We start from the raw sequence: 25,979 nt of genomic DNA on the forward strand, positions 1-25,979 counted from the left end.
TGCTGCATCACTCTTGCGCTTCTCGCATTGTCACAAAACTCACGACAGGACCGTCCTCGGTCTCGGTCGCGCTGACCTCGAAAGCCCGATCCGGGAATGCCTCGTGCAAGGAGCGACGCCAGGAGGCGGCGATGTCCTCCGCCAGAGCGAGGGCGCCCCTTTCGGATTCCTGGTCCTCTGGGATGTCGATGTACAGCCACAGGCGGAGCTGATTCAGCGTCGCTTCGATCGCAGTGGTGTCGCCCTTCAGGTGCTCGTGCCACGTGCGGAAGTTGTCCGGGGTGTACACACGGTCCCACAGGACACAGCCCGCCACTTCCACGAATTCCGGCATGAACACGTGTGAGAAAGCGGCCCAGTCGCCAAGGCCCGCGCGCTGCGAAAGGTAGTCCAGATAGTCAGCGTCTCCGCCTGTCTCCTGCGTCCACTGTCGTACGTTCGGAAAGCACTGCGGGTCCATGGGGTTGGGGTTCCTCCGCACTCCGTTGCCGTGTTCAAGCAGTGATCGAAACATATGCCTCGTCGACCGTCTCCAGCCTCGACGCGGAGGCTCCCTGCACGAACATGCGCGAGGCCTACCCCTGGCAGGAGAGCGTGCCCGGGAACCGCAGGTATCCGGGCGTCGCGAAAAGCGTCGGCGACCTGCCGAGACGCCCGCTCGCCGCCCACAGCTCCTCGTTGCGGCGGCGAATCCACCCGGCCCGGCGCGTGGTGATCCCGCGTACGTCGAACGCCCAGGTCACGTCGATTACGCCTCAGCACCACTGCGCCATACTGCCCCAGGTCCCGGCAGCGCACTGTGATGGAGGCGTCGGTCAACGCGATCTCGTGCAGGCAGCCGCCGTCCTCGTCCGGGAGGATCTCGTCGAGGAGCACGGTGTCGACCAGCATCCAGTAAATGTCGTGGGCGTAGTCGATGGAGAAGTGCCGCACTCCCGAATAGGTGATGCGAACCCGCTGGATTCCCAGACGGCCGTGACGTACTTCATGCACGGTCTTCCGAGGCGAGCGGGCGGAACGCCGACAGAGCGTCCTGGTAGTCGGACGATGCCGCATCCTCTGGAGGGAGAGTGCGGGACAAGGCTTCGGCAGCGGATGCGATCGCCGCAGCGAGCTCGGGTGCGGTCGTGCGGGCGATGAGACCGTCCTTCGTGGCGACGGACACGCCGTCCTTCGCGCGCCGGAACACGAGACCGAAGGAAGTGTCGACGCCGGTGAACGCGTATGTCTTGGCGCTGCTTCGCAGAAAGGGGCCCAGGCCGTCCAGGAGTTGCACGACAGACAGGTAGATCATCATGCCTTGGTCCGGGGAGTGTCCCGCCGACTGCGCCGTGCCGAGATCGCCGGTGACGTGGATGTCTCCCAGGTCGAATCCGCTGGGTCGGCCCTGGCCGGGGCGAACAGTGAACTGCACGGTGATCACGGCGTGTAACTCTTTCCTACGGGGAAGAAGGTGATGATGCGGTTTCCGTCCTCCGAGTCGACGACCAGTCGGTACCGGGCTCGCATTCCGTTGACGACCATTCTCTTTTCGAAGGTCTGCATCCGACGCGCGGGGTCCGATACCCGTGTCCCCTTGTCGATCATCGTCTGCGCGGCTTTCTCCACCTGTGCACGGGTGGTCGACGGGGGCATGAGGTCACCATGACCGCCGGAGGCGGTGCCGGCGATGTGCCGCTCGTCGATGTGCTGCCACCCCTCCTTGGGGTTGCCGTTCTCCATTCTGGGAGATGTGCGGCAAGCCGCGAGTCCATGGGGATCGATCCAGGTGAGAGGGTTCGGCCCGTACCAACAGGGATTTGGGCCGGCGTCGAGTCCGAGCGGATCGGGTGATATGTAGCGCGCGGTCTCCGGGTCGTAGTACCGGTGGAAATTGTGGTGCAGACCCGTCTCGGCGTCCCAGTACTGGCCCGGAAAGCGGATGGGGCAATCCACGGACTCGCTGTCGTCCGTCGGAGCCGGGTATGCGTTCCCCCAAAGAGTCGTACGGCGCTGCCATGCCACGTCGCCGTCGACGGACACAAGCTCGGCCGGCGTCCCGACCAGGTCCGTGATGACCGCATGAAAACGGGTGGCGCGGTCGGGGTCGGCCGTCGCATCCTCCGCCAGCCGGGCGAAGAACGAGGTGCCCGGGTGCCGGACCGCGGGTCTGTGGTCGATCTGGGCGACAGGACGGTGCGTTCCCGGTGCGTACTCCCACATCTTGACCCTGCCGTCAGCCGTGCTCTGCTCGGCCACCTGACTGCCGTCCCAGCACCATTCCGTGCGTTCGCCGGCCGGACCGGAGCCGTCCGTACGGTATTTCGCGGTGCGGCGGCCGATCGCATCGTATGCGTAGCGCCAGTGCTCGCCCTCGGGGGTGATGGCGTCGGTGAGCCGGTCCTCGGAGTTCCAGCTGTACGTCCAGTGCCGCTTCTGCCCATTGAGCAGTCTGCGGGTCTTGCGGACCAGGCGGCCTTGAGCGTCGTACTCGTACTCGGTGCGCCCGGAGCGGCGGATCAGGGTGCCCTCGAACTCACGATCACCGGATGCGTCGTGATGCGGAGCGGCGACGTGGACCACGTTGCCGACGACGTCGTATGCGTACGTCTCGGCCCAGCCGTGCGCTCGTACTCCCGTGACGCGTCCCATGGTGTCCACGTCGAAACGGCGGGTTCCGGACGTCAGTTCTCGGATCTCTGTCACATGACCGTCGGCCTGGTAGGCGTAGGCGCGATGCTGAAGGAGGCGCTCGGTACCCGCAGGTACATGCGCCGCCAGGGACTGAGTGGTGAGACGGTCGCCTCGGTCCCAGGTCTGGGTGAGCGTAACCGCCTTCCCGATACGCCGCTGGACTTCGCGTCCCACGGCATCATGGACGAACCGCAGTTCGCCGTTTCCGCTTTCCAGACTGATGGGCCTGCCCGCGGGGTCGTATGTCCACCGCGACACCATCCCGCTCGGTGTCTGCCGACCGGTGCGGCGGCCGAGGGCGTCGTACGTGTACCGGATCGTGCGACCATTGACCGTCTCGGTCAGAATCCGCCCCAGTGCGTCCCGCTCCATGGTGACATCGGCGTCCGCATTGGCCGCGCGGACCAGAGCGCCGTCGGGCCCGTAGACGAACGTGACATCCTCCGTACCGGACCGATGCTCCACGACCCGCCCCAGGGCGTCCCGGGTGAAGCGCATGGTTTCCCCGGCGCCGTTGGTACGGGAGGCGAGCCTGCCCGCCGCGTCATGCGCATACGTCAGCGTCCGGCCGTCGAAGTCCGTCTCCGCGACCAGGCGCCCCGCCTCGTCGTAGCGGTACGACCAGGTCAGGCCCTGGGGGTTGGTGACACCGGTCAGGCGCAGCTCGGTGTCGTAGGCGAACGCGTACCTCGCGCCGTCCGGATCAGTGCGTGTCGCCGGGAGGTCGAACGGTGCGGTGGTCTGGTGGGTGGTGTTGCCGGCCGGGTCCGTGTGGCTGAGCAGGTTGCCCTCGGCGTCCCACGTCCAGGACTCGCGGGTGCCGTCGGGGTACTCCCGCCAGGCCGGCTTGCCCTCCACCGTCCACTTCATGCGGGTGGTGTGGCCCAGAGGATCGGTGATCTCGACGACCCGGCCGAAGGCGTCCCGGTGGACGGTCGTGGTGTGGCCGAGTTCGTCGGTCAGCGCGACGGGCAGGCCAGCCCCGTCGTAGGCCACGGTGCGGGTGTGGCCCAGGGCGTTCGTGATGGTGGCCGGACGGCCGGAGGCGTCGTTGTCGTAGCGCGTCTCGGCCCCGGCCGGGTCGACCGTCGTCAGCAGGTTGCCGCAGTCGTCGTAGGTGTGGCGCCAGGTCGCGCCGCCCGGTTCGACCACCTCCGTGGGCAGGCCGTGCGTGCCGTACGTCGCGCGTGCCACCGCACCGTCCGGGAGGACGAGTTCGGTGAGGTTGCCAGCCTCGTCGTACGCGTACCGTGTCGTGTGCCCCAGCGGATCGGTCACCGCGACCGGCCGTACCCCGCACTCGTCCCACTCCGTGCGCGTGACGTGGCCGAGGGGATCCGTCTTCTCCACCACCAGGCCCTCGGCGTTGTACCGGTGGACGGACGTGCGGCCGAGCGAGTCCGTGTACGTCGTCGTGCGGGCCGTGTCGTCGTAGGTCAGGGTGCCGGACAGGATGCCGTCCACGCCGTCGGTGCGGGTCACGCGGCCGCGCTCGTCGTAGACGTAGGAGAACCAGGTGCCGTTGCGGTCGGTCCAGCGGGTCATCCTGCCGTCGGCGTCGTAGGCGAACCTCATCGGCTCACCGCTGGAGTTGACGACCTCCGTGAGGTTGCCGGACCGGTCGTAGCCGTAGCGCATGACGACCGTGCCCTCGTCGGCAGGGCTCTCGGCGCCGTAACGGGATGGGGGCTCGGCCAGGAGGCGCAGGGCGGTGATGCGCGGGCCCCAGGTGTCGACGGCCACGTAGGAGCCGCCCGAGTGGCGGATGCCGGACGGTACGCCGTCGTCGTCGCGCTCGATGTCGATCCGGTTGCCGTTGCGGTCGCTCCAGGACTCCAGCGGCAGGTGGAAGGTGCCGAAGGAGGCGGCCGGGACCGGGGCGGCGAAGGTGCGGACGACGCCCGTCGCCGGGTCCGTCACCGTCATCGCGCCGTCCGGCTTGCCGTCCCACTCCAGTGGCCAGCGGGCGCCCTTCATGGGCAGCGTGGGCACGCCCGGCTCCGGTACCGGGTACACCAGGCGCATGCCGTCCGCCGCGGCGAAGACGACACCCTCGCCGTCGATCTGGAGGCATTCGTCCAGGGTGGAGATCCACGTCGGGCCGAAGCAGACGCCACCCCGGTACGAGGACAGGTGGGTGCGGGTGAACACCAGCGGCAGCGAACCCGGCAGGCTCAGGTCCGTCTGCGTCATCAGCATCGCGCCGGTGGCCACGTCGATCGGCTCGCCGACGCAGGGGGTGCGCTCGGCGTTGCGGGCCGCCGGGCCCAGTTCCACCAGATCCGGGCGGAGCGACGGGGGGCGCAGCAGCGGCGGGGTGATGTCGCCCAGCCCGCCCTCGAGACCCGCCTTCAGTACGCCGCCGCCGGCGCCCAGCGCGCCGCCGAAGATCATGCCGTCCTTGGCGGCCTGGTTGATCTCGTCGAGACTGAGGCCGTGCTGCAGACCGGTGGCCATCTTCAGGGGCTGGGCCACGGCGAGGTCGACCGTGACCGACTCCACACCGCCGAAGGCGGCGGCGACCAGGGTGCCCGCCGCGATCTCCGCCACCGTCGCGGAGACGGCCACCCCCAGGGTGGCGCCGAGTTCCACGATCGCGTCGGCGGCGGCCACGGCGGCACCCGACGCCAGTCCCGCCGTGAAGAACGCCAGTGCCACGCCACCCGCGATGACGGCGGCGTCGATGCCTATCTGTACCCAGAGCTTGTGGATGGCGTCGTCGATCGCGTCGGCGAACTTGTCCAGCGCCTTGGCCATCTCCCGCGCGGATTCGGCGAGGTCGCTGAGCCAGCCGCCGTCCTGGCCCTTGGCGTAACGGCCCCAGAACTTCTCGAACGCGTCGATCGCGTGGCCCGTGTTGTGGTGGATGATCGACGACGCGCTGCGGTGCACGGGTCCCCGGACGTCGTCGACCGACTCCGCGAAGGTCCGCCAGGCCTTCGCCGCGTCCCGCAGCTTGCCGGAGTCGGCTTCCGGCCACCACAGGCCCAGTTTCAGAAGGATCTTGCGGGCCTCGTCCTCAACGCTCACCGGCACCGCCGTGCTTGCCGTCGACCTTCACTTCGGTGAAGATGCCCGCGATGAGCCGGTCGTTGTCCACGTGGCCGTCCGCCATGTCCACCATGGCCTCGTGAATGCTCGTCAGGCCCAGCACGAGGATGCCCGCCGAGCTCTCGATCTTCTTCTGGAGCGGCTTGTAGGCGTCGCCGAACTCGTTCCCCTGCTTGTCGTGGCCCCAGGGTTCGCCCAGCCCGTCAAGGGACTTGATGAGGACGGTCAGCGCCTTGCTCAGGTCCTCGGCGCCCTTGTGGAAGTCCGGCGCCGCCCGTTTGATGTCGGCGGTCTTGATGTCCAGGACCTTGCTCGGGTCCTTGCCTTCCCCCACCTGACAGTCCTTCCCCCGTTCGCGATCGCGGCTCCCGACCCTAGGGGAGGCGGGTCAAGGGGAGGTCATGTCGCAACCACGTGCGGGCAATGCCCTGTGTGAAGGAATTGCGTATCGATCGGGTAACGCCCCTCGCGACTCATGCGCAATGCGCGTAGACAGTGCGTGACCTGGTGTCGCGTCATGTGTTTGGCGCGATCTCGCCGGTCACGTCCATCGACCAGATCCGGAGATCCCATGCGGAAGTCCCTCAGAGTCGCCGCCGTCGCCGCGGCCTGTGCCGTCGCCGGTGGCGCCCTCTACGGCGCCGGTGCCGCCACCGCCGGGCAGTCCACCGCCAACTCCACCCACGAGCCCTACAACATCGGGCTGCTGACCAAGGACATCGACACCTACTACGGCACCACGCAGGACGCCGCCGGCGTCTACCAGGCGTCCCCGGACAGCCCGTACGCCAAGGACCTGGCGCGCATCGACGCCGACGCCAAGCGGTACATCGACAAGGCGGCCCGCCAGGCCGGGCACAAGGGCCACAAGCCGGCCGTCGTCTTCGACATCGACGACACGCTGCTGCTCAGCCTGGACTACGAGAAGAAGAACAACTACGGCTACAACAGCGCCACCTGGGCGGCCTACGTCAACCAGGCCGACCGGCCCGAGGTCTTCGGCAGCCCCGAGCTCGTGCGGTACGCCGCGAGCAAGGGCGTCACCGTCTTCTACAACTCGGGCCTGAGCGAGGCCCAGCGCTCCGCCGCCGTGGAGAACCTGAAGAAGGTCGGCGCCGACGTCAACCTCGACGCCGGCCACATGTTCCTCAAGGACGCGGCCAACCCGCCGGCCTACCTGAGCGGCTGCGCCACCCCGGGCGCCTGGAAGTGCACCACCGTCCAGTACAAGTCCGGCACCCGCAAGCACATCGAGGACCTCGGGTACGACATCGTCGCCAACTTCGGCGACCAGTACTCCGACCTCGACGGCGGCTACGCCGACCGCACCTACAAGCTGCCCAACCCGACGTACTTCGTCAGCTGAGCCGCTCGGCGCGCGGGCGGCACGGCGTCCGGCGGCCGGTCCGCTACGGGTCCGCCCCGGGCGCGGTGCCGCCGGGCGCCGTGCCCTCGGTCCACGCGCTGTCGCTGCCGCCGTCGCCGTCGCGCGGCCTGAAGTCGCCCGTCACCGACCGGTGCCGGCCCTGCGCGGTGGCCGTCGCCGTGTAGCGGTCCTGCCGCGCGTTCCGGCCGCCGCGGTCGTGGTTGTACTGCCCCGCGAACACCCACGTGCCCGCCGGGACCGTGCGCCCGGCCTTGAGCGTCCATGTGTAGACGAGGAACCCGTTCCGTTCGCCGACCGTGAGGGTGAAGTCCGGCTCCGGGAGCGACCGCCAGGCCCCGGTCGAGGCCACCCCGCCGGTCTGGGCGACCTCCAGCCGTACGGTGAGCGCGGTCAGCGGCTCGGAGGTCCTGAGGGTGATGTCGCTCTGCGCCCAGTAGTCGTTGCTGTGCGGGTCCACCGAGGCGTCCGCCCGCAGCGGACCGTCCCGCTCGGTGGTGGCGGGACCGGCGTCCGGGGACGGCACGGGGCTGGGCGCCGGCGGGACCGCCACGGTCTGCCGCTGCGGCCGCGGGGTGTCCCGCACCGCGGAGGACACCGCGTAGCCGCCCACCGCCAGTACCCCGGCGACCGCGGCCGTCGCCCCGGCCACCCGCAGCCAGCCGAGCGCCCCGGCCACCCGCGGCCGACCGGTCGCCCCGGTCCGCGCGGCCCGCAGGACGGGCCGGTCCGCGGCGTCCATGCCGCGCTCGATCCGCGCCAGGATGCGCGCGCGGTCGGGCTCGTGCGCCCCCGCCGCCTCGTGCAGCCGGGCGCGCAGCCGCTCGTGCACGTCCCGCCGCATGGTCATCGGTCCCTTCCTCCGCCACCGCCGGTGCGTGCCATGGCCGTGTGCACCCGGTCGGGGCCGTCCGGGATGCCGAGCAGGCGGTGCAGTTCGGCCATCCCCTTCGAGGTCTGGCTCTTCACCGTACCCACGGACACCCCGAGGGCCAGCGCGGTGTCCTTCTCGGACAGGTCGAAGGCGTGCCGCAGCACCACGCAGGCGCGTTTGCGGAACGGCAGCCGGCGCAGCGCCTCCTGGACGTCGACGACCCCCGCCACGTCCGGGTCCTCGGTCCTCTCCCCGCGCTGCGAGAAGAACAGGGCGACCCGGCGCCGCTCGCGCACGGCGCTGCGGATCCGGGTGCGGGCCAGGTTCGCCACGACCCCGCGCGCGTACGCCACCGGGTGGCCGGCCGCGCGCACCCGGTCCCAGCGGTGCCACAGCGCCAGCAGGGCGTCCGCGGCCAGGTCGTCCGCCGCGTCCGGTTCCCCGGTCAACAGATGGGCCAGCCGGGCCAGTTCGGCGTAGTGACGCTCGAAGAAGGCGTGGAACTCCGCGCGGGCGGCGCCGTCGACGACTGTCCCCACGGTCTCTCCTCGCAGCGGCTCCCCGACGCCGAACAGCCGTGCGCGCCGGATACGGGTCCGGGGACTGTAGCAGCGAACCGTGCGGGGCCTCGAACACCGTGTGGCAGACCGAACCGAACCGGCCGGAGCCGGCGAGCGACCGCCCGCCTGGTCCGCGAGGGCCGCCCGCATCATCTAGTCCGCGAGGGCCGCTCGCATCATCTAGTCCGCGAGGGCCGCTCGCATCATCGCCTTGGCCACCGGTGCCGCCAGGCCGTTGCCGCTGACCTCCGAGCGGGCCGCGTCCGACTGCTCGACGACCACCGCGACCGCGACCTGCTTGCCCGTCGCCTCCGACGTGCCGTAGGACGTGAACCAGGCGTAGGGCACCTTGCTGTTGTTCTCGCCGTGCTGGGCGGTGCCCGTCTTGCCGCCCACCGTCACACCGGGGATCCGGGCGTTGGTGCCGGTGCCCTGCTCGACCACCGTACGCATCGCCGACCGCAGCTGCTCGGCGGTGCGGGAGCTGACGATCCGCTTGCTGTCGGTGGAGTCGTCGTAGTTCCGCAGCACGTCGCCGTCGCCGTCGGTGGTCCGCGAAACCATGTGCGGGGAGACGAGCTCGCCGCCGTGGGCGATGGCCGCCGACACCATCGCCATCTGGAGCGGAGTGGCGGTGACGTCGAACTGGCCGATGCCGGTGAGCGCGGTCTGCGCCTTGTCCATGCCGGAGGGGTACACGCTCGGATAGGCGCGCACCGGCACGTCCTGGGACTCGTCGTCGAAGCCGAACTTCTCGGCCATCGCCCGCACCTTGTCCTGGCCCAGGTCGACGGCCATCTTCGCGAAGACGTTGTTGCAGGAGTACTGGAGCGCGGTGCGGATGGTGGCGTTCTCGCAGGGTGCGCTCGGGTTCTCGTTCGACAGCACCCGTGTGGTGCCCGGCAGCGTGTAGGGGTCCGGGCTGTCCGTCCGCACGTCGACCGACGGGTACAGCCCGTCCTCCAGCGCGGCCGCAGCCACGACCAGCTTGAACGTCGAGCCCGGCGGCAGCGGCTGGCGCAGCGCGCGGTTCGTCATCGGCTTGTCGGAGTCCTTGGTCAGCTTCTTCCAGGCGTCGCCGTCGCCGGCGCTGAGCACGGTGGGGTCGTACGACGGCGTGGAGACCACCGCGAGGAGCTTCCCGGTGGCCGGGTCGATCGCGACGGCGGCGCCCTTCTTGTCGCCGAGCGCCTCGTAGGCGGCCTTCTGCACGTCCGGGTCGATCGTCGTGATCACGTCGCCGGGCGTGGCCCGCTTGCCGGTGAGGGTGTCGAGCGGGTTCTTCAGACGGTTGTCGGTGCCGTCCAGGAGGTCCTGGTAGATGCCCTCCAACTGCGTCGCGCCGTAGACCTGCGAGCTGTAGCCCGTGACCGCCGCGTACAGCTTGCCGTCGACGTACGTCCGCTTGTACTTCAGGTCGCCGCTGGTCTCGGCCGAGCCGGTGACCGCGCTGCCGCCCACCACGATGTTGCCCAGCGGCTGCGCGTACGTCTCGATCGCCCTGCGCCGGTTGTCCTTGTCGTCGGCGAGGGCCTTGCCGTCGTAGAACTGCACCCATGTCGCCCTGGCCAGCAGCGCGAACACGAGCAGCAGTGTGAAGACGGACGCCCGCCTGATCGTCTTGTTCATCCCGTTCATCCCGGGGAAGGACGAGGGGGAAGGGGCGGAACGTTCCCGTCCGCCCGGCTTCTCATCGGACGTTCATGAAGCCCGCCTCATAGGCGGCGATCACCGCCTGGGTCCGGTCCCGGGCGCCGGTCTTCGCCAGCACCGCCGCCACATGCGTCTTGACGGTGGCCGGGCCGACCTCCAGGTGCCGGGCGATCTCCGCGTTGGTCAGCCCCGTCGCCATCAGCCGCAGCACCTCGCCCTCCCGGACGGTGAGCCGCGCCACCCAGGCCGGCGGTGCCGCGGACGCGCGCGCGTGCTCCTCGGCCAGCGCCCGTACGGCCGACGGGAACAGCAGGGTGTCGCTGCGCGCGACCAGCCGCACCGCCCGCACCAGGGTGTCGGCGTCCGCCCGTTTGAGCAGGAACCCGGAGGCCCCGGCGCGCAGCGCGTCGTAGACGTAGGAGTCGTTCTCGAAGGTGGTGACGACGACGATCCGGGGCGGGGCCGCGGTGAGCGTGGCGAGGATCCGCCCGGTGGCCCGGATGCCGTCCACCTCGGGCATGCGGACGTCCATGAGGACCACGTCGGGCCGTGTCTCGCGCACGACGGACACCGCCTCGGCGCCGGTCGCCGCCTCCCCGACGACCGTCAGGTCCGGTTCGGCGGCCAGGATGGCCCGCAGGGCGGTGCGGACCATGCGCTCGTCGTCCGCGAGCACGATCCGGATGGGTGAGGCACTGCTCATACGGGTCCCTTCAGCGGCAGTCGTACCCACAGGCGCCACGCCCCGTCCGCCTCGCCCGCGTGCGCGGCGCCGCCCAGCAGCCGGGCGCGGTCGGCGACGCCCCGCAGCCCGTGGCCGCCGCCGGGCCGGGCGGTGGCCGCCGCGGTCCCCTGTCCCAGCGGGTTCTCGACGGTGATCTCCAGGTGCCCGTCCACGGCGCCGACGCGGATCGTGACCGGGACCTGCCCGCCCGCGTGCTTGAGCGCGTTGCTCAGCCCCTCCTGCACGATGCGGTAGGCCTCGCGGGAGACCACCGGAGGAAGCGCCCAGGGGTCGGTGTCCACCTCGGCGGTGATGCGCGGACCGCCGGCGCGGGTGCGGCGCAGCAGCCCGTCGAGGTCGGCGGCGAGGGTGGGCGCCGGAGCCGTGCCGGGGGCGTCGCCGTCCCGCAGCACGCCCAGGACGGCGTCGAGTTCCCCCACCGTGCGCCGTGTGGTGTCCTCGATCGCGGCGAGCGCCTCCCGTACGAACTCCGGGTCGGTGTCGAGGACACGGCGGGCCGCGCTCGCCTGGAGGGTGACGGCGCTGAGCGCGTGTCCCACACAGTCGTGCAGCTCGCGGGCGAGCCGGTTGCGCACGGCGAGGTCGGCGGCGCGGGCCTCGGCGGCGGCCAGCCGGTCCTCGGGACCGGGCCCGAGCAGGGCCGGCGCCCAGCGGGCGAGGAGGGCGCCGCAGCCCGCCGCGCAGGCGGCGAGCGCCAGCAGGGTCCCCGCGCCCGCGACCGGTGCGAGCGCCAACGCCCAGGGCCGGTCCAGGACTTCGGGCAGGCCCAGCCGGGTGTCGCGCAGGCCCGCGAAGACGGGCAGCACGATCAGCACCGCCCCGAACGGCGGCACCGACAGCGACATGCCGGAGACGATCCCGCCGAGTCCGAGGTGCAGCGTGAACCAGGCCGCCGTACGCCCCTTCGCGGCTCGGCTCCGGGCGGGCCCGTCGGCCAGAGAGCCGGCGTCCACCCCGCACAGCGCGCGCACCGCCGCCACCGACATCGGCCGGGTCAGCGGGAACAGCGAGGTGACCGCGGCCAGCGGCAACCCGACGGCGAAGGAGGCCAGTTGCAGCGGAAGCGAGGTGAACACGTCCGACGAGCCGCTGACCGGCCCGACGATCACCGCGCCCACCAGGACGTACGGCATGACGAGTGCGCCGCCGAGGATCAGGTGGATCCAGCGGCGGCGCGCCACGCGGCCCAGCAGCGGCCGGAAGAACCCCCTCACGCCACCCGCCGGTCCGGTCGCCCCGCGTGCGCGGCCGAGCGCTCGGCGAGGAAGTGCGCGCCCAGGGCCGCCACCAGCAAGCCGCTGATCATCTGGACAGCGTAGACGAGGTTCATGAGCGGTGTGGGCCGGTCGGCGGCTTCCTCCACGGCGGTCAGTGACGCCAGCGACAGCCAGCCGCCCCAGCAGGCCAGGACGCCCGAGCCCACCCAGGCCGGCACGAGCGGCGCGGCCACCGGCAGCCGGCGGCCGCGCCGGAAGGCGAGCGGAACGGCGCCGGCGACGGCGACGAGGACGAAGCAGACGTCGGTCGCCTCCAGGACGTAGAAGTCGGAGGTGCGGTCCGCGACGCGGCCCGCGCTGAGTCCCGCGGTGCCGCCGCACGCCCACACCAGGTGCATCACCAGCGGGAACAGGGCGAACGCGCAGGCCGCCACGGCGCACGCGCGCTGCGCCGGCCCGAGCGCCCCGGCGGGCAGCTCTCCCAACCGCCCCCGCCACACATGCCCCCAGCGGTCCCGGGCGTAGAGCAGGAACAGCGCGCCGAGGGCCAGGCCCTGCACGATGAAACCGGTGTACACCACCCCGAACACCCACTCGTGCAGGAACGGCCGGCGGCCGGTGCCGGACGGCTTGTCCACCGCCCCGCCCAGCGCGCGCACCAGCAGTTGCAGCGGGTAGCCGGTCATGATCGGCGCCAGCAGTCCGGTGGCCACCCACGCCGGCAGGGCCAGCAGCCAGGCGGGTACGCGCAGCCCCCACGGCGGGGTCAGCAGCAGCGCCAGCACGATCACGGCCGCGTCCAGGAGCACGCTGACGGTGTTGGCGACGGCCATGGCCGTGCGGTGCTCCAGCAGCGTGCTGCCGTCCGGGATCCCGATATGGCTCCCCGCGATCCAGGCGGTCTTGAGCGACAGGTACGGCACACAGGCCGCGATCGCGACGGCCCGCAGCACGCGGCGCGGCCGGTCGAGGACGGCGCCGGGGGTGTCGGCGGTGGCGGGCGGAAGGGCGAGCGACTCGGTCATGCCTCCACGCTCCCGCCGGCACCGCGCCGCCGTCGTCGCGCGCGCCGACGATCCGCCTCCGCCGCGCGGGGGAGGCGCCCGTACACCCGTGCGCGGTCCGTACGGCCATGCGGCGCCCGTCGCGTCAGCCGCGCAGGGTGAGCACCGTCTCGTCGATCTCCTCCCCGCGTGCCTGGGCGTACCCCCGGGCCGTCGCGGTCCGCAGGAAGCCGCACTTCTCCAGCACCCGCAGCGAGCCGGCGTTGTCCGAGGCCGCCCGGGCGTACAGCGGGCGTTCGGGGACCTCGGCCAGCAGGGCGCGGAGCGCGGCCGTGGCGACGCCCTGCCCCCAGTAGGCGCGGTCCACCCAGTAGGTGACCTCCCGTTCGCCCGGCTCGCCGTACACCGCGGCGCTGCCCACCACGTCACCGTCGGCCAGGATCGTGCGCAGCACGACGGAGGAGGCGCGCACCTTGGCCCAGTGGGCGTCGAAGGCGTCCCGGTCGGCCGGGTCCTTCGGGGTGAAGGCGGCCATCCGCAGGGACTCGGGATCGTTCATCTGCCGGAAGAACACGGGCAGATCGCTGTCATGGACCTCGCGGAGCACGACTTCCACGGCTCACAGCCTCCGGGTGGCGAGCGTCAGGCGGTCACGGGCGTCGAAGAGGGCATCCTTCACCATCTGCTCGTGCGCGGGCGTCAGGCGCGCCACGGGGATCGAGCAGCTGATGGCGTCGCGGGCCGGGGTGCGGTACGGGATCGCCACGCCGAAGCAGCGCAGGCCCAGTGTGTTCTCCTCGCGGTCGACAGCGTAGCCCTGCTCGCGGATCTGGTGCAGCTCCTCGATGAGCTTCTCGCGGTCGGTGATGGTGTGCTCGGTCAGCGCGGGCAGCGTCTCCGGAAGCATCTTGCGGACCTGCTCGTCGGTGTACGTGCTCAGCAGCGCCTTGCCGAGCGAGGTGGAGTGGGCGGGCAGGCGGCGGCCGACGCGGGTGAAGGGGCGCAGGTAGTGCTGCGACTGGCGGGTGGCGAGGTAGACGACGTTGGTGCCGTCCAGACGGGCCAGGTGGATGGTCTCGGTGGTGTCGTCGGAGAGGCGGTCCAGGGTCGGCCGGGCCGCCGCGACCACCTCGTCGCCGTCGATGTAGGAGGTGCCCACCAGCAGCGCGCGCACCCCGATGCCGTACCGGGTGCCGGTCGCGTCGGTCTCCACCCAGCCCAGCTCGACGAGCGTGCGCAGCAGCATGTACAGGCTGGACTTGGGATAGCCGACGGCCTCCTGGACCGCGGCCAGGGAGTGCATACCGGGGCGGCCGGCGAAGTACTCCAGCAATTCCACGGTCCGTACCGCGGACTTGACCTGCGCCCCGCCGCCCGTCTCGCCTGCCGCCATCGCCTTGACCCCTTCGTTCGACGAGGACCTGAAGATATAGTCTCCGGAAGCATATTCATCATCAGAGACAGCGTTCAGTATATCGAACGTCCCTGAGGGATGACCCACGTACTGCGGCAAGACATGTGGAGGGACCCCCGGTGGCAGCAGCACCAGTCTGGAGCGTCGATCCCCGTACCGGGAAGCAGCGGGAACAGGTTGCGGTGGAGGCCACAGCGGAGGAGGTCGACGCCGTCGTCCGGGCCGCGCACGCGGCGCGCGGCGCGCTCGCCGACCGCACCGTGCGGGCCGCCTTCCTGCGCACGGCCGCCGACCGCCTCGAGGCGGCCCGGGACCAGCTCGTGGAGGCCGCGGACGCCGAGACCGCGCTCGGCCCGGTCCGGCTCACCGGCGAACTCGCCCGGACCTGCTACCAGCTGCGGGCCTTCGCGGGCATCGTCGACGAGGGCGCCTTCCTCGACGTGATCATCAACCACCCCGACGACACCGCCACCCCGCCGGTCCCGGACCTGCGCCGCTACAAGGTGCCGCTCGGCGTCGTCGCCGTCTACTCCGCCTCCAACTTCCCCTTCGCCTTCTCGGTCGCCGGCGGCGACACCGCGAGCGCGCTGGGCGCCGGCTGCCCGGTCGTCGTCAAGGCCCACCCGGACCACCCGGCGCTGTCCGAGCTGGTCGCCAGGGTGCTGCGGTCCGCCGCCGCCGAGCACGGCATCCCCGAGGGCGTGCTCGGGCTGGTGCACGGCTTCGAGGCGGGCATCGAGCTGATCAGGCACCCGCTGGTCGCCGCCGCGGGCTTCACCGGTTCCGTACGCGGCGGCCGGGCCCTGTTCGACGCGGCGGCGGCGCGGCCGGTGCCGATCCCCTTCCACGGCGAGCTGGGCTCCCTGAACCCCGTTCTCGTCACCGAGGCCGCCGCCGCCGAGCGGGCGGAGGCCATCGGCGCCGGGCTCGCCGGGTCGATGACGCTCGGCGTCGGCCAGTTCTGCGTCAAGCCCGGCCTGGTGCTCGTCCCGGCGGGCGCGGCGGGCGACAACCTGGTGAAGTCCCTGACGGACGCCGTCAGCGACACCGAGGCCGGCGTCCTGCTCGACCACCGCATGCGCGACAACTTCCTCGCGGGCATCGCCGAGCGCGCCGAACTGACCGACGTGGACTCGCCGGTCACCCCGGGCGCGGGCGGCGAGCACACGGTGAGCGCCGGGTTCCTCACCGTCCCGGCCGAGCGGCTGGCCCGGGAGGGCGACCACGACCTGTTGCTGGAGGAGTGCTTCGGCCCGGTCACCGTGGTGGCCCGCTACACCGACGACGGCGAGGCCACGGCGGTCCTGACCCGGCTCCCCGGCAACCTCACCGCGACCGTGCACCTGTCCGCCGAGGAGGCGGCCGGCGAGGGACGCGGCGCGGAGCTCCTGGCCGAGCTGACCCCGCTCGCCGGGCGCGTCCTCGTCAACGGCTGGCCGACCGGTGTCGCCGTGGCCCCCGCCCAGCACCACGGCGGCCCCTATCCGGCGACCACCTCCACGTCCACGTCCGTGGGCGGCACGGCGATCGAGCGCTGGCTGCGGCCGGTGACGTACCAGAACGCCCCCGAGGCGCTGCTGCCGCCGGAGCTGCGCGACGACAACCCGCTGGGCCTGCCCCGCCGCTTCGACGGCCGTCTGGAACGCTGACCCCCTGGCCGTACGGTGCGGGGAGAACTGGGAGACTCCGGCCATGGACGTAGAACTCCCCGAACTCCCCTTCGCCCTGCGCACCTACGGCCCGGACGGCGACTGGTCCTACGAGGACGGAGTCCTCACCGGCTGGGCGGGTCCCCGGCAGGACCGTTTCGTCCCGCCCACCGGTGAGGCCCTGGACCCCGCCTCCGACGCGCCCCGCCTCCTCGGGGCGCCCGAGGGCGACTTCCAGCTGATCGCCCGGGTCACGGTCGGGTTCAACGCGTCCTTCGACGCGGGCGTGCTCTACGTCCACGTCGGCGAGCGCGCCTGGGCCAAGCTCTGCCTGGAGTACTCCCCGAACGTGGCCACCATCTGCACGGTGGTCACCCGGGGACACTCCGACGACGCCAACTCCTTCACGGTCGACGGCAGCTCGGTGTGGCTGCGGGTGAGCCGCACCGGCCGCGCCTTCGCCTTCCACGCCTCCCGCGACGGCAAGCACTGGACCTTCGTACGCCTGTTCACCCTGGGCGACGAGAAGGAGACGGGCGCGGCCCTGATCGGCTTCATGACCCAGTCACCCCTGGGCGAGGGCTGCGTGGTGACCTACGACCACCTCGAGTTCCGCCCGACCTGGCCGGACGACCTGCGGGACGGCAGCTGATCCGGCCGGGTCCGGCCTGAAACCGGCGGCGCCCGCCCGCGCGTCCCCGGTTGCATGATCAGAGAACGCGTGACCGGCGCCCCGGTGATCCGCACCGCCCTGCCCGCCGAGGCCGAGGCCATCGCCGACCTGCACTTCCGGGCCCGTTCGACGTACTACCCGGACGGCGTCCCGGAGGACGACACCGACTGGTGCGAGGCCTGGCGCGGTGCCATCGAGCGCGCCGACGGACAGGTGCTGTGCGCCGTCGAGCAGGGCCGGATCGTGGGCATCGCCTCCTTCCGTACCCCGGACGGCGCACCGGCGGACACGGTCAAGCTCTTCCAGTTCCACGTCGACCCCGGCCACTGGCGCAGTGGCATCGGCACCGCTCTGCACCGGGCCTGCCTGGAGCAGTGGCGGGCCGACGGCAGGCGCACGGCCGTCCTGGAGGTGCATGTGGACAACGCCCGAGCCCAGGCCTTCTACGCCCGCCGGGGCTGGGTCCCCGACGCGGAGCGGCCGCCCGCCGAGGGGGACCACCATCTGTCCCTGCGGTACGTCGTGGGAGGGGCCGGGGGCGGGGCCGGGGCCGGGGAATGAAAGCGGGCTGGTTGAAGGTTCAGGTATCGGCGGAGAGAGCCTCCGTGCCCGTGCGAGCTGGAGAAGAGCCGAAAGTATGCGTGTCGAGATCTGGACCGATATCGCCTGTCCCTGGTGCTATGTCGGAAAGGCCCGGTTCGACAAGGCGCTGGCCGCCTTCCCGCACCGTGACCAGGTCGAGGTGATCCACCGCTCGTTCGAGCTGGACCCGCACCGGGCCAAGGGCGACGTGACGCCCGTGCTCACCATGCTCACCCGGAAGTACGGGATGAGCGAGGCGCAGGCGCAGGCCGGCGAGGACAACCTGGGCGCGCAGGCCGCCGCGGAGGGCCTGGAGTACCGCACCCGGGGCCGCGACCACGGCAACACCTTCGACATGCACCGCCTGCTCCACCTCGCCGGGGAACAGGGCCGGCAGACCGCACTGCTGGACGCGCTCTACCGGGCGAACTTCGCCGAGGAGCGGTCCGTCTTCACCGAGGGCGACGAGCGGCTGGTCGAGCTGGCCGTCGCCGCCGGGCTCGACGCCGACGCCGCCCGCGCGGTGCTCGCCGACCCCACCGCCTACGCCGACGAGGTCCGCGCCGACGAACGCGAGGCCGCCCAGCTCGGCGCCACCGGGGTGCCGTTCTTCGTGCTCGACCGGAAGTACGGCGTCTCCGGCGCCCAGCCCGCCGAGGTGTTCACGCGGGCGCTCACCCAGGCGTGGGGCGAGCGTTCCCCGCTGACCCTGCTCGACGACGGCGGCGCCGAGGCCTGCGGGCCGGACGGATGCGCGGTGCCCCAGCACTGAGGGCCGCCTGATCGCCCAGGTCAGCGCACATGCATAAGCGTTCCTTGGGAGGGTCGCGCAGAATCCTGCGATGGACTTCGACTTCACGGGGCCGCACAGTGGTCCCATGGAGACCTTCGAGAGCCTCGTCCGCGCCGAGTTCTCCCCGGAGAACACCTACCTGAACACCGCGAGCAACGGCCTGCTCCCGGCCCGCACCGTGACCGCCCTGCACCGGGCGGTGCGGCTACGGGCCGAGGGCAGGCCGCTCGGTTCCCTGTACGAGGACGTCGAAGCCGTCCGAGCGTCCTTCGCCCGGCTGGCCGGCGTACCGGTGGAGCGCGTGGCCACCGGTGCCTCCGTCGCCGAGTACGGCGCCCTGATCGCCGCCTCGCTGCCCGCCGGGGCCGAAGTCCTCACCGCCGAGGCCGACTTCTCCTCGCTGGTGAACCCCTTCCACGTGCGCGCGGACCTCACGGTGCGCGTCGTCCCGCTGGAGCGGCTCGCCGAGTCCGTCCGGCCCGGCACCGCGCTCGTCGCGGTCAGCGCCGCCCAGTCCGCCGACGGCCGCCTCGCCGACCTCCCCGCGGTGCGCGCCGCCGCCCGGGCGCACGGGGCCCGCGTCTACGTCGACGCCTCCCAGTCGGCCGGCTGGCTGCCCGTCGACCCGGACGGTCACGACTTCCTCGCCGCCGTCGGCTTCAAGTGGCTCATGGGCCCGCACGGCGCCACGTTCTTCGTCGCCCCGGGCGCCGGCGACGGCTTCGGAGGGCTCACCCCGCTGCTCGCCGGCTGGTCCGCCGGTGAGCGGCCCTGGGACAGCTGCTACGGCCCGGTCACCGAACTCGCCCACGCCGTCCGGCGGTTCGACGTCAGCCCGGGCTTGTTCAGCTACGCCGGGCTGCGCGCCTCCCTCGAGCTGATCGAGGAACTCGGCGCGGACGCCGTCCACGCGCACGACGTCGCACTGGCCGACCGGTTCCGCAAGGGGCTCGACTCCCTCGGGCACGAGCCGGTTCCGGCGCCGGGCTCCGCGATCGTGTCCGTCCCCGGACTCGGCTGTCGCCAGGGCGAGTTGAGTGCCGCCGGCATCGAGGTGTCCGACCGGGCGGGCAACCTGCGCGCCGCGTTCCATCTCTACAACACGGCCGCCGACGTGGACCGGCTGCTGGACGTGCTGGCCGGCTGAGAACGGCCACACGGACACGACCGGGCCGGGGCCTCCCGTCCCACACGAAGAGGCCCCGGCCCGGTCGTCGGCGCGGCGCCGCGTCAGAGCGGTGCTGCGCCAGGCATCACTTCACCGGAGTGAAATCCCTCGCCCCGATGAACTCCGGCCGCCGCACCGGTGCCGCGAACGGCTCCACCGCCGTGTTCTCCACGCTGTTGAACACGATGAAGACGTTGCTGCGCGGGTACGGCGTGATGTTGTCGCCGGAGCCGTGCATGCAGTTGCAGTCGAACCAGGTGGCCGAGCCGGCCTTGCCGGTGAACAGCCTGATGCCGTACTCGCCCGCGAGCTTTGTCAGCGCCTCGTCGGACGGGGTGCCCGCGTCCTGCATCTGGAGCGACTTCTTGTAGTTGTCCTGGGGCGTGGCGCCGGCGCAGCCCAGGAACGTCCGGTGCGACCCCGGCATGATCATCAGGCCGCCGTTGGTGTCGAAGTTCTCGGTCAGCGCGATCGAGACGGACACCGCGCGCATGTTCGGCAGGCCGTCCTCGGCGTGCCAGGTCTCGAAGTCCGAGTGCCAGTAGAAGCCGCTGGCCCCGAAGCCCGGCTTGACGTTGATCCGGGACTGGTGGACGTACACGTCCGAGCCGAGGATCTGCCGCGCCCGGCCGACCACCCGTTCGTCGCGCACCAGGTTCGCGAACACCTCGCTGATCCGGTGCACCTCGAAGACCGAGCGGATCTCCTTGGACTTGGGCTCGACGATCGAACGCTCGTTGGCCCGGATCGCCGGGTCGCTCACCAGCCGGTCCAGTTCCCGCTTGTAGACGGCGACCTCGTCCGGGGCGATGAGCTGGTCGACGGCGAGGAAGCCGTCGCGCTCGAACGCCTGGAGGTCGGCGCCCGCGATCGGTCCGGGCGCGTCCGGGGAGCCCCAGACGACCGGGTCCTGGCGGGGCACGGTCACCTCGGTGGCGCCACGGGTCGGGTAGAGATCCTTCACAGGGGCGGTGGTCATGGTCCTCACACCTCCTCGGGCTCGGTGAGCAGCGGGTAGACGCCGTTCTCGTCGTGGTCCTCGCGGCCGGTCACGGGCGGGTTGAAGACGCAGATGCAGTGGAAGTCCTCCTTGACCTTGAGCGTGTGCCGCTCGTGGCCGTTCAGGAGGTACATCGTGCCCGGCGTGATGTGGTAAGTCTTCCCGGTCTCGCGGTCGGTCAGCTCCGCGTCGCCCTTCGTGCAGACGACGGCCTCGATGTGGTTCGCGTACCACATGTCGGTCTCCGTACCCGCGTACAGGATCGTCTCGTGCACGGAGAAGCCGACCTTCTCCTTGGCGAGGACGATGCGCTTGCTCTCCCAGGTGCCGGATGCCGCCTTCACATGCCGGTCGGTGCCTTCGATCTCCTTGAACGAACGGACGATCACGGTGTTGCGATGCCTCCTAGGTGGGGTTCTGACAGGTTGGGGGTTCGGACAGGTAGGGGTTCGGACAGGTAGGGGTTCGGGCGGGTGGGGGTCAGACCGTTTCCCGCACGGCGCGGGCGAGGGCGCGCAGCCCCTCGTCCAGTTCGTCCGGGGTGATGGTGAGGGCCGGCAGGAGCTTGACGACCTCGCTCTCCGGGCCCGACGTCTCGACGAGCAGACCGAGTTCGAAGGCGCGCCGGGCGACCCGCGAGGCACGCGCCTTGTCGTGGAACTCCATGCCCCACACCAGGCCGCGGCCTCGGTACTCCTTGACGTCGGCCAGGTTCTCCTCGGTGATGGAGATCAGCGCCTGCTCGATCTGCTCGCCGCGCCCCCGGGTCTGCTTCTCCATGGCCGACCCGTCGGCCCAGTAGGCCTCCAGGGCGGCCGTCGCGGTGACGAACGCCGGGTTGTTGCCGCGGAAGGTGCCGTTGTGCTCGCCCGGCTCCCAGATGTCCAACTCGGGCTTGAACAGGCACAGCGACATGGGCAGCCCGTATCCGCTGATGGACTTGGACACGGTGACGATGTCCGGCGTGATCCCGGCCTCCTCGAAGGAGAAGAACGCGCCGGTGCGCCCGCAGCCCATCTGGATGTCGTCGACGATCAGCAGCATGTCCTGGCGCGCGCACAGGTCGGCGAGCGCCCGCAGCCACTCGGGGCGTGCCACGTTGATGCCGCCCTCGCCCTGCACGGTCTCGACGATCACCGCGGCCGGCTTGTTGAGCCCGGAGCCCTGGTCCTCCAGGATCCGCTCGAACCAGAGGAAGTCCGGGACCTGGCCGTCGAAGTAGTTGTCGAACGGCATGGGCGTGCCGTGCACCAGCGGAATGCCGGCGCCGGCCCGCTTGAAGGCGTTGCCGGTGACGGCGAGGGAGCCCAGCGACATGCCGTGGAAGGCGTTGGTGAACGACACGATGGCCTCGCGCCCCTTCACCTTCCGCGCCAGCTTCAGCGCGGACTCCACGGCGTTCGTCCCGGTCGGCCCCGGGAACATCACCTTGTACGGCAGGTCGCGCGGCCGCAGCACCAGGTCCTGGAACGTCTGCAGGAACTGGCGTTTGGCGGTGGTCGACATGTCGAGTCCGTGCGTGACGCCGTCACGCTCCAGGTAGTCGATCAGCGCCCGTTTCAGGACGGGGTTGTTGTGGCCGTAGTTGAGAGAGCCGGCGCCCGCGAAGAAGTCGAGGTACTCGTGGCCGTCCTCGTCGTACAGACGGCTGCCGCGCGCGCGGTCGAAGACGGTGGGCCAGCCGCGGCAGTAGCTGCGCACCTCGGACTCCAGGGTCTCGAAGACGCTCAGGTCGGGCTGGGTGATGGTCACGACGAATCGCTCCTCGGGTGGGGAAGAGGGGGAGGTCGGGCGAGGTCGGAAAGAGGAGATGAGGCAGTGAGTGACGGTGAGGCGGGGCCGGTCGCTCAGGCGGATGGGAGGGCGAGCGGACCGATGCGGTACAGCACCTCGGGGTCGTGTGGCCCGTCCGGGAACTGCTCGGTCCCGAAGAGGACCTCGCGCTCGACCGGGGCGTTGTGGCGGGCCGCGTAGGAGGTGAACAGCCGCTCGGAGGCGGTGTTGCCCGGGGTGATCGTGGTCTCGACGGCGGTCAGCCCGCGCTCGGCGGCGACGCGCGCGGTCAGCGCGTCCAGCAGCCGGGCGGCCAGGCCCTTGCCGCGGTGGCCGGCGTCGACGGCGACCTGCCACACCAGGAGGGTGCGGGGGCGGTCGGGCCGCACGTATCCGGTGACGAAACCGACGGGCGCGCCGTCCGCGCCGCGCGCCACCGCGGAGGTGGCGGCGAAGTCGCGGCACCACAGCAGATAGCTGTACGAGGAGTTCACATCCAGCGTTCCGGAGTCCTTGGCGAGCCGCCAGAGCGCGGCGCCGTCGGCGACGGCGGGACGCTCGACGGAGACGGCGTCCGGCATTTCCGTGCGGTCGGTTCGCAGGTCTGCTTGTGCGGCAGTCATGCGAATTGAACTTACCGAGCCGAATTCAAAAATGCATCGTCGGATGCCCTTACGTGGCGCGCCCGCTTGTGTTATCACGCGGGCGCGCGTTCGCGCGTAGGGCCGACGTGATGTGGGGTTTTGTCCATCCGTGCCCGGACAAAAGGGGCGCGATTGTGGGGTGCGTCACAATGGCGTAACTCTCCCGGAATCCCTTGGAATTGCATCGCGGAGTGTTCGCGGAATCTTTGCGTTTAGGGTCCGGGAAACGGGGCAGAAGAGGACGGGAAGCTGCCCGCATAATATCCTCGGAATTACTTTGCCGCATTCATATATCGGTGACCCGTCAATACGCTGGAAGCCGGCCCCTTCGACCTCCGTCGGTCGGGGTGCCGGTATCGGGCGTGGTCCTGCGGGAAACCGGGAAACACGGCACGGCACCGTACGCCGGGACCCGCCCCGGGAGGGCGAACGCGCGCTTTCGGCCACCGTGTCGCGACCGCGGCCACCGTGCCGCCACCGCGGGCCCGGACATGGCCAGGCCGGACGCCCGGGCATCCGGCCTGGAGCGCCGGGTGGTCCGGCCGGTCCGGCCGGTCCGGGCGGTTACCGCCAGGCCGCCGCGGCGGCGGCCCGTGCGGCCGGGACGTCGACACTGGAGGAGCCGTCCGTGGCGGCCAGGGCGGTACCCAGAGCCGCGAGGCAGGCCTCGACCGTCTCTCGGGTGGCGTCGGGGCCGTAGTGGTTGACGCGGATCATCTCCTTGGCCAGGGGGCCGCCGCCGGCCGCCAGCGGGGCGGAGGGATCGGCCGCCAGGGCCCGTGCCACCAGGTCGGCGGCGGAGACGCCCGAGGGCGCGCGCAGGGTGGTCGCGACCGGGGCGGCCTCGGACGCCTGGTGCACGTAGGGCTCCAGGCCGCCGCCCAGGGCTCGCGCGCCCGCGCGGGTCGCCGCCGCGGCGGCCCGGTGACGGGCCATCACCGTGTCCAGGCCGACCGCCTCGATGCGCTCGACACACGCCTCCAGGGCGAGCATCTCCAACTGGGCCGGAGCGTGCAGCAGGGCCTTGCGGCCGCCGTCGACCCAGCGCTCCTTCCAGTCCAGGAGGGACAGGTAGGAGCGGCGCGGCGCCCGGGGGTTCGCCGCCATCCGGGTCCACGCCCGCTCGCTCACCGACACCGCCGACACCCCGGCCGGCCCGCCCATCGCCTTCTGCGCCCCGATCACGCACAGGTCCACGCCCCACACGTCCGGCAGCACCGGCTCCGCGCCGACGGAGGCGACGGCGTCCAGATAGAACAGGGCGCCCTGCTCCCGCACCACCTCACCGATCTCCGCGACCGGGTTGGTGTTGCCGGTCGCCGCCTCCGCGTGCACCAGCGACACGAAGTCGATCTCCGGGTGCTCCGCGAAGGCCTCCCGCACCTGCGCGGCGGTGACCGCCGTGTGGTACGGCACCGACAGGTCGTACACCGTCGCGCCGCAGTCCCGCAGCCAGTCGCCGAACGTCTGCCCGTACGGCCCGGTGATCACGTTCAGCGCCGTCGTACCGGGCCCGGCCGCCGCGCGGATCGCCCCCTCCAGCGGCAGCAGCGCCTCACCCTGCATGATCACCACGTCCTGCTCGGTGGCGAGCAGACGCGCCACCCGGTCCTCGATCGAGGCGAAGCGTGCGGCGCTCAGCGGGGCGAGGTCCAGGAACGGGTGCGTCACGGCGTGCTCTCTTCTCGGTTTCCCGATCGTCTGTCGATCGTCTCTCGTCGTCTCTCGATCGCCGCGGGGGCGACGGCGACGCACTCGAGCGTAACCGGCGGACGTCACCCGCCTCCCACCGGTGACGTCCGAGGGGCAGGCAGGCCGGCGGGGGAGGGAGGGGGTGGACGCGACCCCACGGCGGCTCATTAGGGTGCGGGCATGAGCGATCGCGCGGTGCTGCACGTGAAGGGGCGGGTGCTCGTCGGCCCGGACGAGGACCAGGTCCGGGACGAGCTGTGGGTGGTCGGCGGACGGATCACCTACGAGTGCCCCATCGGCGCGCGGGACGTGCGGACCGTGGAGGGCTGGGCGCTGCCCGGACTGGTCGACGCGCACTGTCACGTCGGCCTCGACGCGCACGGCCCGGTCGCGGACGACGTCTCCGAGAAGCAGGCGCTGACCGACCGCGAGGCCGGCGCGCTGCTGATCCGCGACGCCGGCTCGCCCTCCGACACCCGCTGGATCGACGGCCGCGACGACCTGCCGAAGATCATCCGGGCGGGCCGGCACATCGCCCGCACCCGCCGCTACATCCGTAACTACGCCCATGAGGTCGAGCCCGAGGACCTGGTCGCGTACGTCGCCCAGGAGGCCCGGCGCGGCGACGGCTGGGTCAAACTGGTCGGCGACTGGATCGACCGCGACCTCGGCGACCTGTCCGCCTGCTGGCCCCGCGAGGCCGCCGAGGCGGCGATCACGGAGGCGCACCGCCTCGGCGCCCGGGTCACCGCGCACTGCTTCGCCGAGGACTCCCTGCGCGACCTCGTGGAGGCGGGCATCGACTGCATCGAACACGCCACGGGCCTTACGGAGGACCTGATCCCGCTGTTCGCCGAGCGCGGCGTCGCGATCGTCCCCACCCTCGTCAACATCGCCACCTTCCCCGACCTGGCGGCCGGCGGCGAGTCGAAGTACCCGCGCTGGTCGGCGCACATGCGCAGCCTCCACGAGCGCCGCTACGACACCGTCCGCGCCGCCCACGACGCGGGCATCCCGGTGTACGTCGGCACGGACGCCGGAGGCGCTCTGCCGCACGGCCTGGTGGCCGGCGAGGTCGAGGAACTGGTCACGGCCGGCATCCCACCGCTCCAGGCCCTGTCCGCCGCGACCTGGGCGGCACGCTCGTGGCTCGGCCGGCCCGGCCTGGACGAGGGCGCGCCGGCGGACCTCGTCGTCTACGAGAGCGACCCGCGCGTGGACGTACGGGTACTGGCGGGCCCGCGCCGGGTGGTGCTGAACGGAAGGATCGTGGCCTAGCGGTGGTCGGTGGGCGGTCCGCCCGGTGGTCCGCCCAGGGGTCCACCCGGCGGCCGTCAACGGTAGTTGCCCACCCCTGTTGACGGAACGTGACCGGCGGGCAGCCCCGCTCGTTGCGCACTCCGTCGTACGCGCCGGGGCGTCCATCAGCG

General features: G+C 71.7%; 24 protein-coding genes. 7 read left to right on the forward strand and 17 right to left on the reverse strand.

Features of this window, described 5'->3' with window-relative positions:
- Positions 1–7: 7 nt before the first annotated feature.
- The 4 genes from ABZ484_RS03330 to ABZ484_RS03345 form a co-directional block, all read right to left on the reverse strand.
- Positions 8–460 (reverse strand): hypothetical protein, encoded by a 453-nt coding sequence (locus ABZ484_RS03330; RefSeq protein WP_358864193.1) that lies wholly within the window; start codon positions 458–460, stop codon positions 8–10.
- 525 nt (positions 461–985) lie between these two features.
- Positions 986–1,423 (reverse strand): hypothetical protein, encoded by a 438-nt coding sequence (locus tag ABZ484_RS03335; protein WP_358864194.1) that lies wholly within the window; start codon positions 1,421–1,423, stop codon positions 986–988.
- A complete protein-coding gene (locus ABZ484_RS03340; protein ID WP_358864195.1) occupies positions 1,420–5,703 on the reverse strand; it encodes an RHS repeat-associated core domain-containing protein in 4,284 nt (1,427 codons plus the stop codon). The genes ABZ484_RS03335 and ABZ484_RS03340 overlap by 4 nt, the downstream gene beginning before the upstream one ends.
- On the reverse strand, positions 5,693–6,058 hold the full coding sequence (locus tag ABZ484_RS03345) for a hypothetical protein (RefSeq protein WP_358864196.1): 366 nt from the start codon (positions 6,056–6,058) through the stop codon (positions 5,693–5,695). The genes ABZ484_RS03340 and ABZ484_RS03345 overlap by 11 nt, the downstream gene beginning before the upstream one ends.
- A 237-nt stretch (positions 6,059–6,295) precedes the next feature.
- On the opposite strand from ABZ484_RS03345, the gene ABZ484_RS03350 reads away from it, so the two are divergent.
- The gene (locus ABZ484_RS03350; RefSeq protein ID WP_358864197.1) at positions 6,296–7,090 is read left to right on the forward strand and encodes an HAD family acid phosphatase; all 795 of its coding nucleotides are present in this window, start codon (positions 6,296–6,298) and stop codon (positions 7,088–7,090) included.
- Between the two features lie 43 nt (positions 7,091–7,133).
- Here the strand turns inward: ABZ484_RS03350 and ABZ484_RS03355 are convergent, their stop codons facing one another.
- The 8 genes from ABZ484_RS03355 to ABZ484_RS03390 form a co-directional block, all read right to left on the reverse strand.
- Positions 7,134–7,958, reverse strand: coding sequence for a hypothetical protein (locus ABZ484_RS03355; protein WP_358864198.1), 825 nt, complete (start codon positions 7,956–7,958; stop codon positions 7,134–7,136).
- On the reverse strand, positions 7,955–8,521 hold the full coding sequence (locus ABZ484_RS03360) for a SigE family RNA polymerase sigma factor (RefSeq protein WP_358864199.1): 567 nt from the start codon (positions 8,519–8,521) through the stop codon (positions 7,955–7,957). The genes ABZ484_RS03355 and ABZ484_RS03360 overlap by 4 nt, the downstream gene beginning before the upstream one ends.
- Positions 8,522–8,722: 201 nt before the next feature.
- Positions 8,723–10,171: a penicillin-binding protein 2 gene (locus ABZ484_RS03365; protein ID WP_358864200.1), complete on the reverse strand. Its 1,449-nt coding sequence runs from the start codon at positions 10,169–10,171 to the stop codon at positions 8,723–8,725.
- Between the two features lie 61 nt (positions 10,172–10,232).
- Positions 10,233–10,898, reverse strand: a complete 666-nt coding sequence (locus ABZ484_RS03370) for a response regulator transcription factor (protein ID WP_358864201.1) — start codon at positions 10,896–10,898, stop codon at positions 10,233–10,235.
- Positions 10,895–12,154: a histidine kinase gene (locus ABZ484_RS03375; protein WP_358864202.1), complete on the reverse strand. Its 1,260-nt coding sequence runs from the start codon at positions 12,152–12,154 to the stop codon at positions 10,895–10,897. The genes ABZ484_RS03370 and ABZ484_RS03375 overlap by 4 nt, the downstream gene beginning before the upstream one ends.
- The gene (locus ABZ484_RS03380) at positions 12,151–13,182 is read right to left on the reverse strand and encodes a hypothetical protein (RefSeq protein ID WP_358864203.1); all 1,032 of its coding nucleotides are present in this window, start codon (positions 13,180–13,182) and stop codon (positions 12,151–12,153) included. The genes ABZ484_RS03375 and ABZ484_RS03380 overlap by 4 nt, the downstream gene beginning before the upstream one ends.
- 124 nt (positions 13,183–13,306) lie before the next feature.
- The gene (locus ABZ484_RS03385; RefSeq protein WP_358864204.1) at positions 13,307–13,777 is read right to left on the reverse strand and encodes a GNAT family N-acetyltransferase; all 471 of its coding nucleotides are present in this window, start codon (positions 13,775–13,777) and stop codon (positions 13,307–13,309) included.
- Positions 13,778–13,780: 3 nt separating this feature from the next.
- On the reverse strand, positions 13,781–14,554 hold the full coding sequence (locus ABZ484_RS03390) for an IclR family transcriptional regulator (protein ID WP_030180087.1): 774 nt from the start codon (positions 14,552–14,554) through the stop codon (positions 13,781–13,783).
- A 140-nt stretch (positions 14,555–14,694) separates the two neighbouring features.
- Between ABZ484_RS03390 and ABZ484_RS03395 the strand changes: the two genes are divergently transcribed.
- From ABZ484_RS03395 to ABZ484_RS03415, 5 genes are all read left to right on the forward strand, one after another.
- Positions 14,695–16,224 (forward strand): aldehyde dehydrogenase (NADP(+)), encoded by a 1,530-nt coding sequence (locus ABZ484_RS03395; protein ID WP_358864205.1) that lies wholly within the window; start codon positions 14,695–14,697, stop codon positions 16,222–16,224.
- 43 nt (positions 16,225–16,267) lie between these two features.
- A complete protein-coding gene (locus ABZ484_RS03400) occupies positions 16,268–16,876 on the forward strand; it encodes a DUF1349 domain-containing protein (protein ID WP_358864206.1) in 609 nt (202 codons plus the stop codon).
- Positions 16,877–16,930: 54 nt separating this feature from the next.
- Positions 16,931–17,458, forward strand: a complete 528-nt coding sequence (locus ABZ484_RS03405; RefSeq protein WP_358864207.1) for a GNAT family N-acetyltransferase — start codon at positions 16,931–16,933, stop codon at positions 17,456–17,458.
- A gap of 76 nt (positions 17,459–17,534) precedes the next feature.
- The gene (locus ABZ484_RS03410) at positions 17,535–18,251 is read left to right on the forward strand and encodes a DsbA family oxidoreductase (RefSeq protein ID WP_358864208.1); all 717 of its coding nucleotides are present in this window, start codon (positions 17,535–17,537) and stop codon (positions 18,249–18,251) included.
- Between the two features lie 70 nt (positions 18,252–18,321).
- Positions 18,322–19,419 carry an aminotransferase class V-fold PLP-dependent enzyme gene (locus tag ABZ484_RS03415; protein ID WP_358864209.1) on the forward strand — a complete coding sequence of 366 codons (1,098 nt, stop codon included), beginning with the start codon at positions 18,322–18,324 and terminating at the stop codon, positions 19,417–19,419.
- A gap of 106 nt (positions 19,420–19,525) precedes the next feature.
- Here the strand turns inward: ABZ484_RS03415 and thpD are convergent, their stop codons facing one another.
- From thpD to ABZ484_RS03440, 5 genes are all read right to left on the reverse strand, one after another.
- Positions 19,526–20,419: an ectoine hydroxylase gene (gene thpD / locus ABZ484_RS03420; protein ID WP_358864210.1), complete on the reverse strand. Its 894-nt coding sequence runs from the start codon at positions 20,417–20,419 to the stop codon at positions 19,526–19,528.
- 5 nt (positions 20,420–20,424) lie between these two features.
- The gene (locus ABZ484_RS03425; protein WP_358864211.1) at positions 20,425–20,829 is read right to left on the reverse strand and encodes an ectoine synthase; all 405 of its coding nucleotides are present in this window, start codon (positions 20,827–20,829) and stop codon (positions 20,425–20,427) included.
- Positions 20,830–20,920: 91 nt separating this feature from the next.
- The gene (gene ectB, locus ABZ484_RS03430) at positions 20,921–22,192 is read right to left on the reverse strand and encodes a diaminobutyrate--2-oxoglutarate transaminase (protein ID WP_358864212.1); all 1,272 of its coding nucleotides are present in this window, start codon (positions 22,190–22,192) and stop codon (positions 20,921–20,923) included.
- A gap of 95 nt (positions 22,193–22,287) precedes the next feature.
- Positions 22,288–22,836 (reverse strand): diaminobutyrate acetyltransferase, encoded by a 549-nt coding sequence (ectA, locus tag ABZ484_RS03435; protein ID WP_358864213.1) that lies wholly within the window; start codon positions 22,834–22,836, stop codon positions 22,288–22,290.
- Between the two features lie 585 nt (positions 22,837–23,421).
- The gene (locus ABZ484_RS03440; RefSeq protein WP_358864214.1) at positions 23,422–24,528 is read right to left on the reverse strand and encodes an aminotransferase class V-fold PLP-dependent enzyme; all 1,107 of its coding nucleotides are present in this window, start codon (positions 24,526–24,528) and stop codon (positions 23,422–23,424) included.
- A gap of 201 nt (positions 24,529–24,729) precedes the next feature.
- Here ABZ484_RS03440 and ABZ484_RS03445 point away from each other — a divergent pair, with 201 nt between their 5' ends.
- Positions 24,730–25,827 carry an amidohydrolase family protein gene (locus ABZ484_RS03445; protein WP_358864215.1) on the forward strand — a complete coding sequence of 366 codons (1,098 nt, stop codon included), beginning with the start codon at positions 24,730–24,732 and terminating at the stop codon, positions 25,825–25,827.
- Positions 25,828–25,979 lie beyond the last annotated feature (152 nt).

The sequence above is a fragment of the Streptomyces sp. NPDC006393 genome (assembly GCF_040628575.1).
Classification (GTDB): Bacteria; Actinomycetota; Actinomycetes; order Streptomycetales; family Streptomycetaceae; genus Streptomyces.

What these genes read in the sequence shown, in the direction of transcription:
- ABZ484_RS03330 (WP_358864193.1), bottom strand. Translation starts at nt 460, where the DNA reads ATGGACCCGCAGTGCTTTCCGAACGTACGACAGTGGACGCAGGAGACA.
- ABZ484_RS03350 (WP_358864197.1), top strand. Translation starts at nt 6,296, where the DNA reads ATGCGGAAGTCCCTCAGAGTCGCCGCCGTCGCCGCGGCCTGTGCCGTC.
- ABZ484_RS03355 (WP_358864198.1), bottom strand. Translation starts at nt 7,958, where the DNA reads ATGACCATGCGGCGGGACGTGCACGAGCGGCTGCGCGCCCGGCTGCAC.
- ABZ484_RS03365 (WP_358864200.1), bottom strand. Translation starts at nt 10,171, where the DNA reads ATGAACAAGACGATCAGGCGGGCGTCCGTCTTCACACTGCTGCTCGTG.
- ABZ484_RS03370 (WP_358864201.1), bottom strand. Translation starts at nt 10,898, where the DNA reads ATGAGCAGTGCCTCACCCATCCGGATCGTGCTCGCGGACGACGAGCGC.
- ABZ484_RS03380 (WP_358864203.1), bottom strand. Translation starts at nt 13,182, where the DNA reads ATGACCGAGTCGCTCGCCCTTCCGCCCGCCACCGCCGACACCCCCGGC.
- ABZ484_RS03390 (WP_030180087.1), bottom strand. Translation starts at nt 14,554, where the DNA reads ATGGCGGCAGGCGAGACGGGCGGCGGGGCGCAGGTCAAGTCCGCGGTA.
- ABZ484_RS03400 (WP_358864206.1), top strand. Translation starts at nt 16,268, where the DNA reads ATGGACGTAGAACTCCCCGAACTCCCCTTCGCCCTGCGCACCTACGGC.
- ABZ484_RS03405 (WP_358864207.1), top strand. Translation starts at nt 16,931, where the DNA reads ATGATCAGAGAACGCGTGACCGGCGCCCCGGTGATCCGCACCGCCCTG.
- ABZ484_RS03410 (WP_358864208.1), top strand. Translation starts at nt 17,535, where the DNA reads ATGCGTGTCGAGATCTGGACCGATATCGCCTGTCCCTGGTGCTATGTC.
- ABZ484_RS03415 (WP_358864209.1), top strand. Translation starts at nt 18,322, where the DNA reads ATGGACTTCGACTTCACGGGGCCGCACAGTGGTCCCATGGAGACCTTC.
- thpD (WP_358864210.1), bottom strand. Translation starts at nt 20,419, where the DNA reads ATGACCACCGCCCCTGTGAAGGATCTCTACCCGACCCGTGGCGCCACC.
- ectA (WP_358864213.1), bottom strand. Translation starts at nt 22,836, where the DNA reads ATGACTGCCGCACAAGCAGACCTGCGAACCGACCGCACGGAAATGCCG.
- ABZ484_RS03445 (WP_358864215.1), top strand. Translation starts at nt 24,730, where the DNA reads ATGAGCGATCGCGCGGTGCTGCACGTGAAGGGGCGGGTGCTCGTCGGC.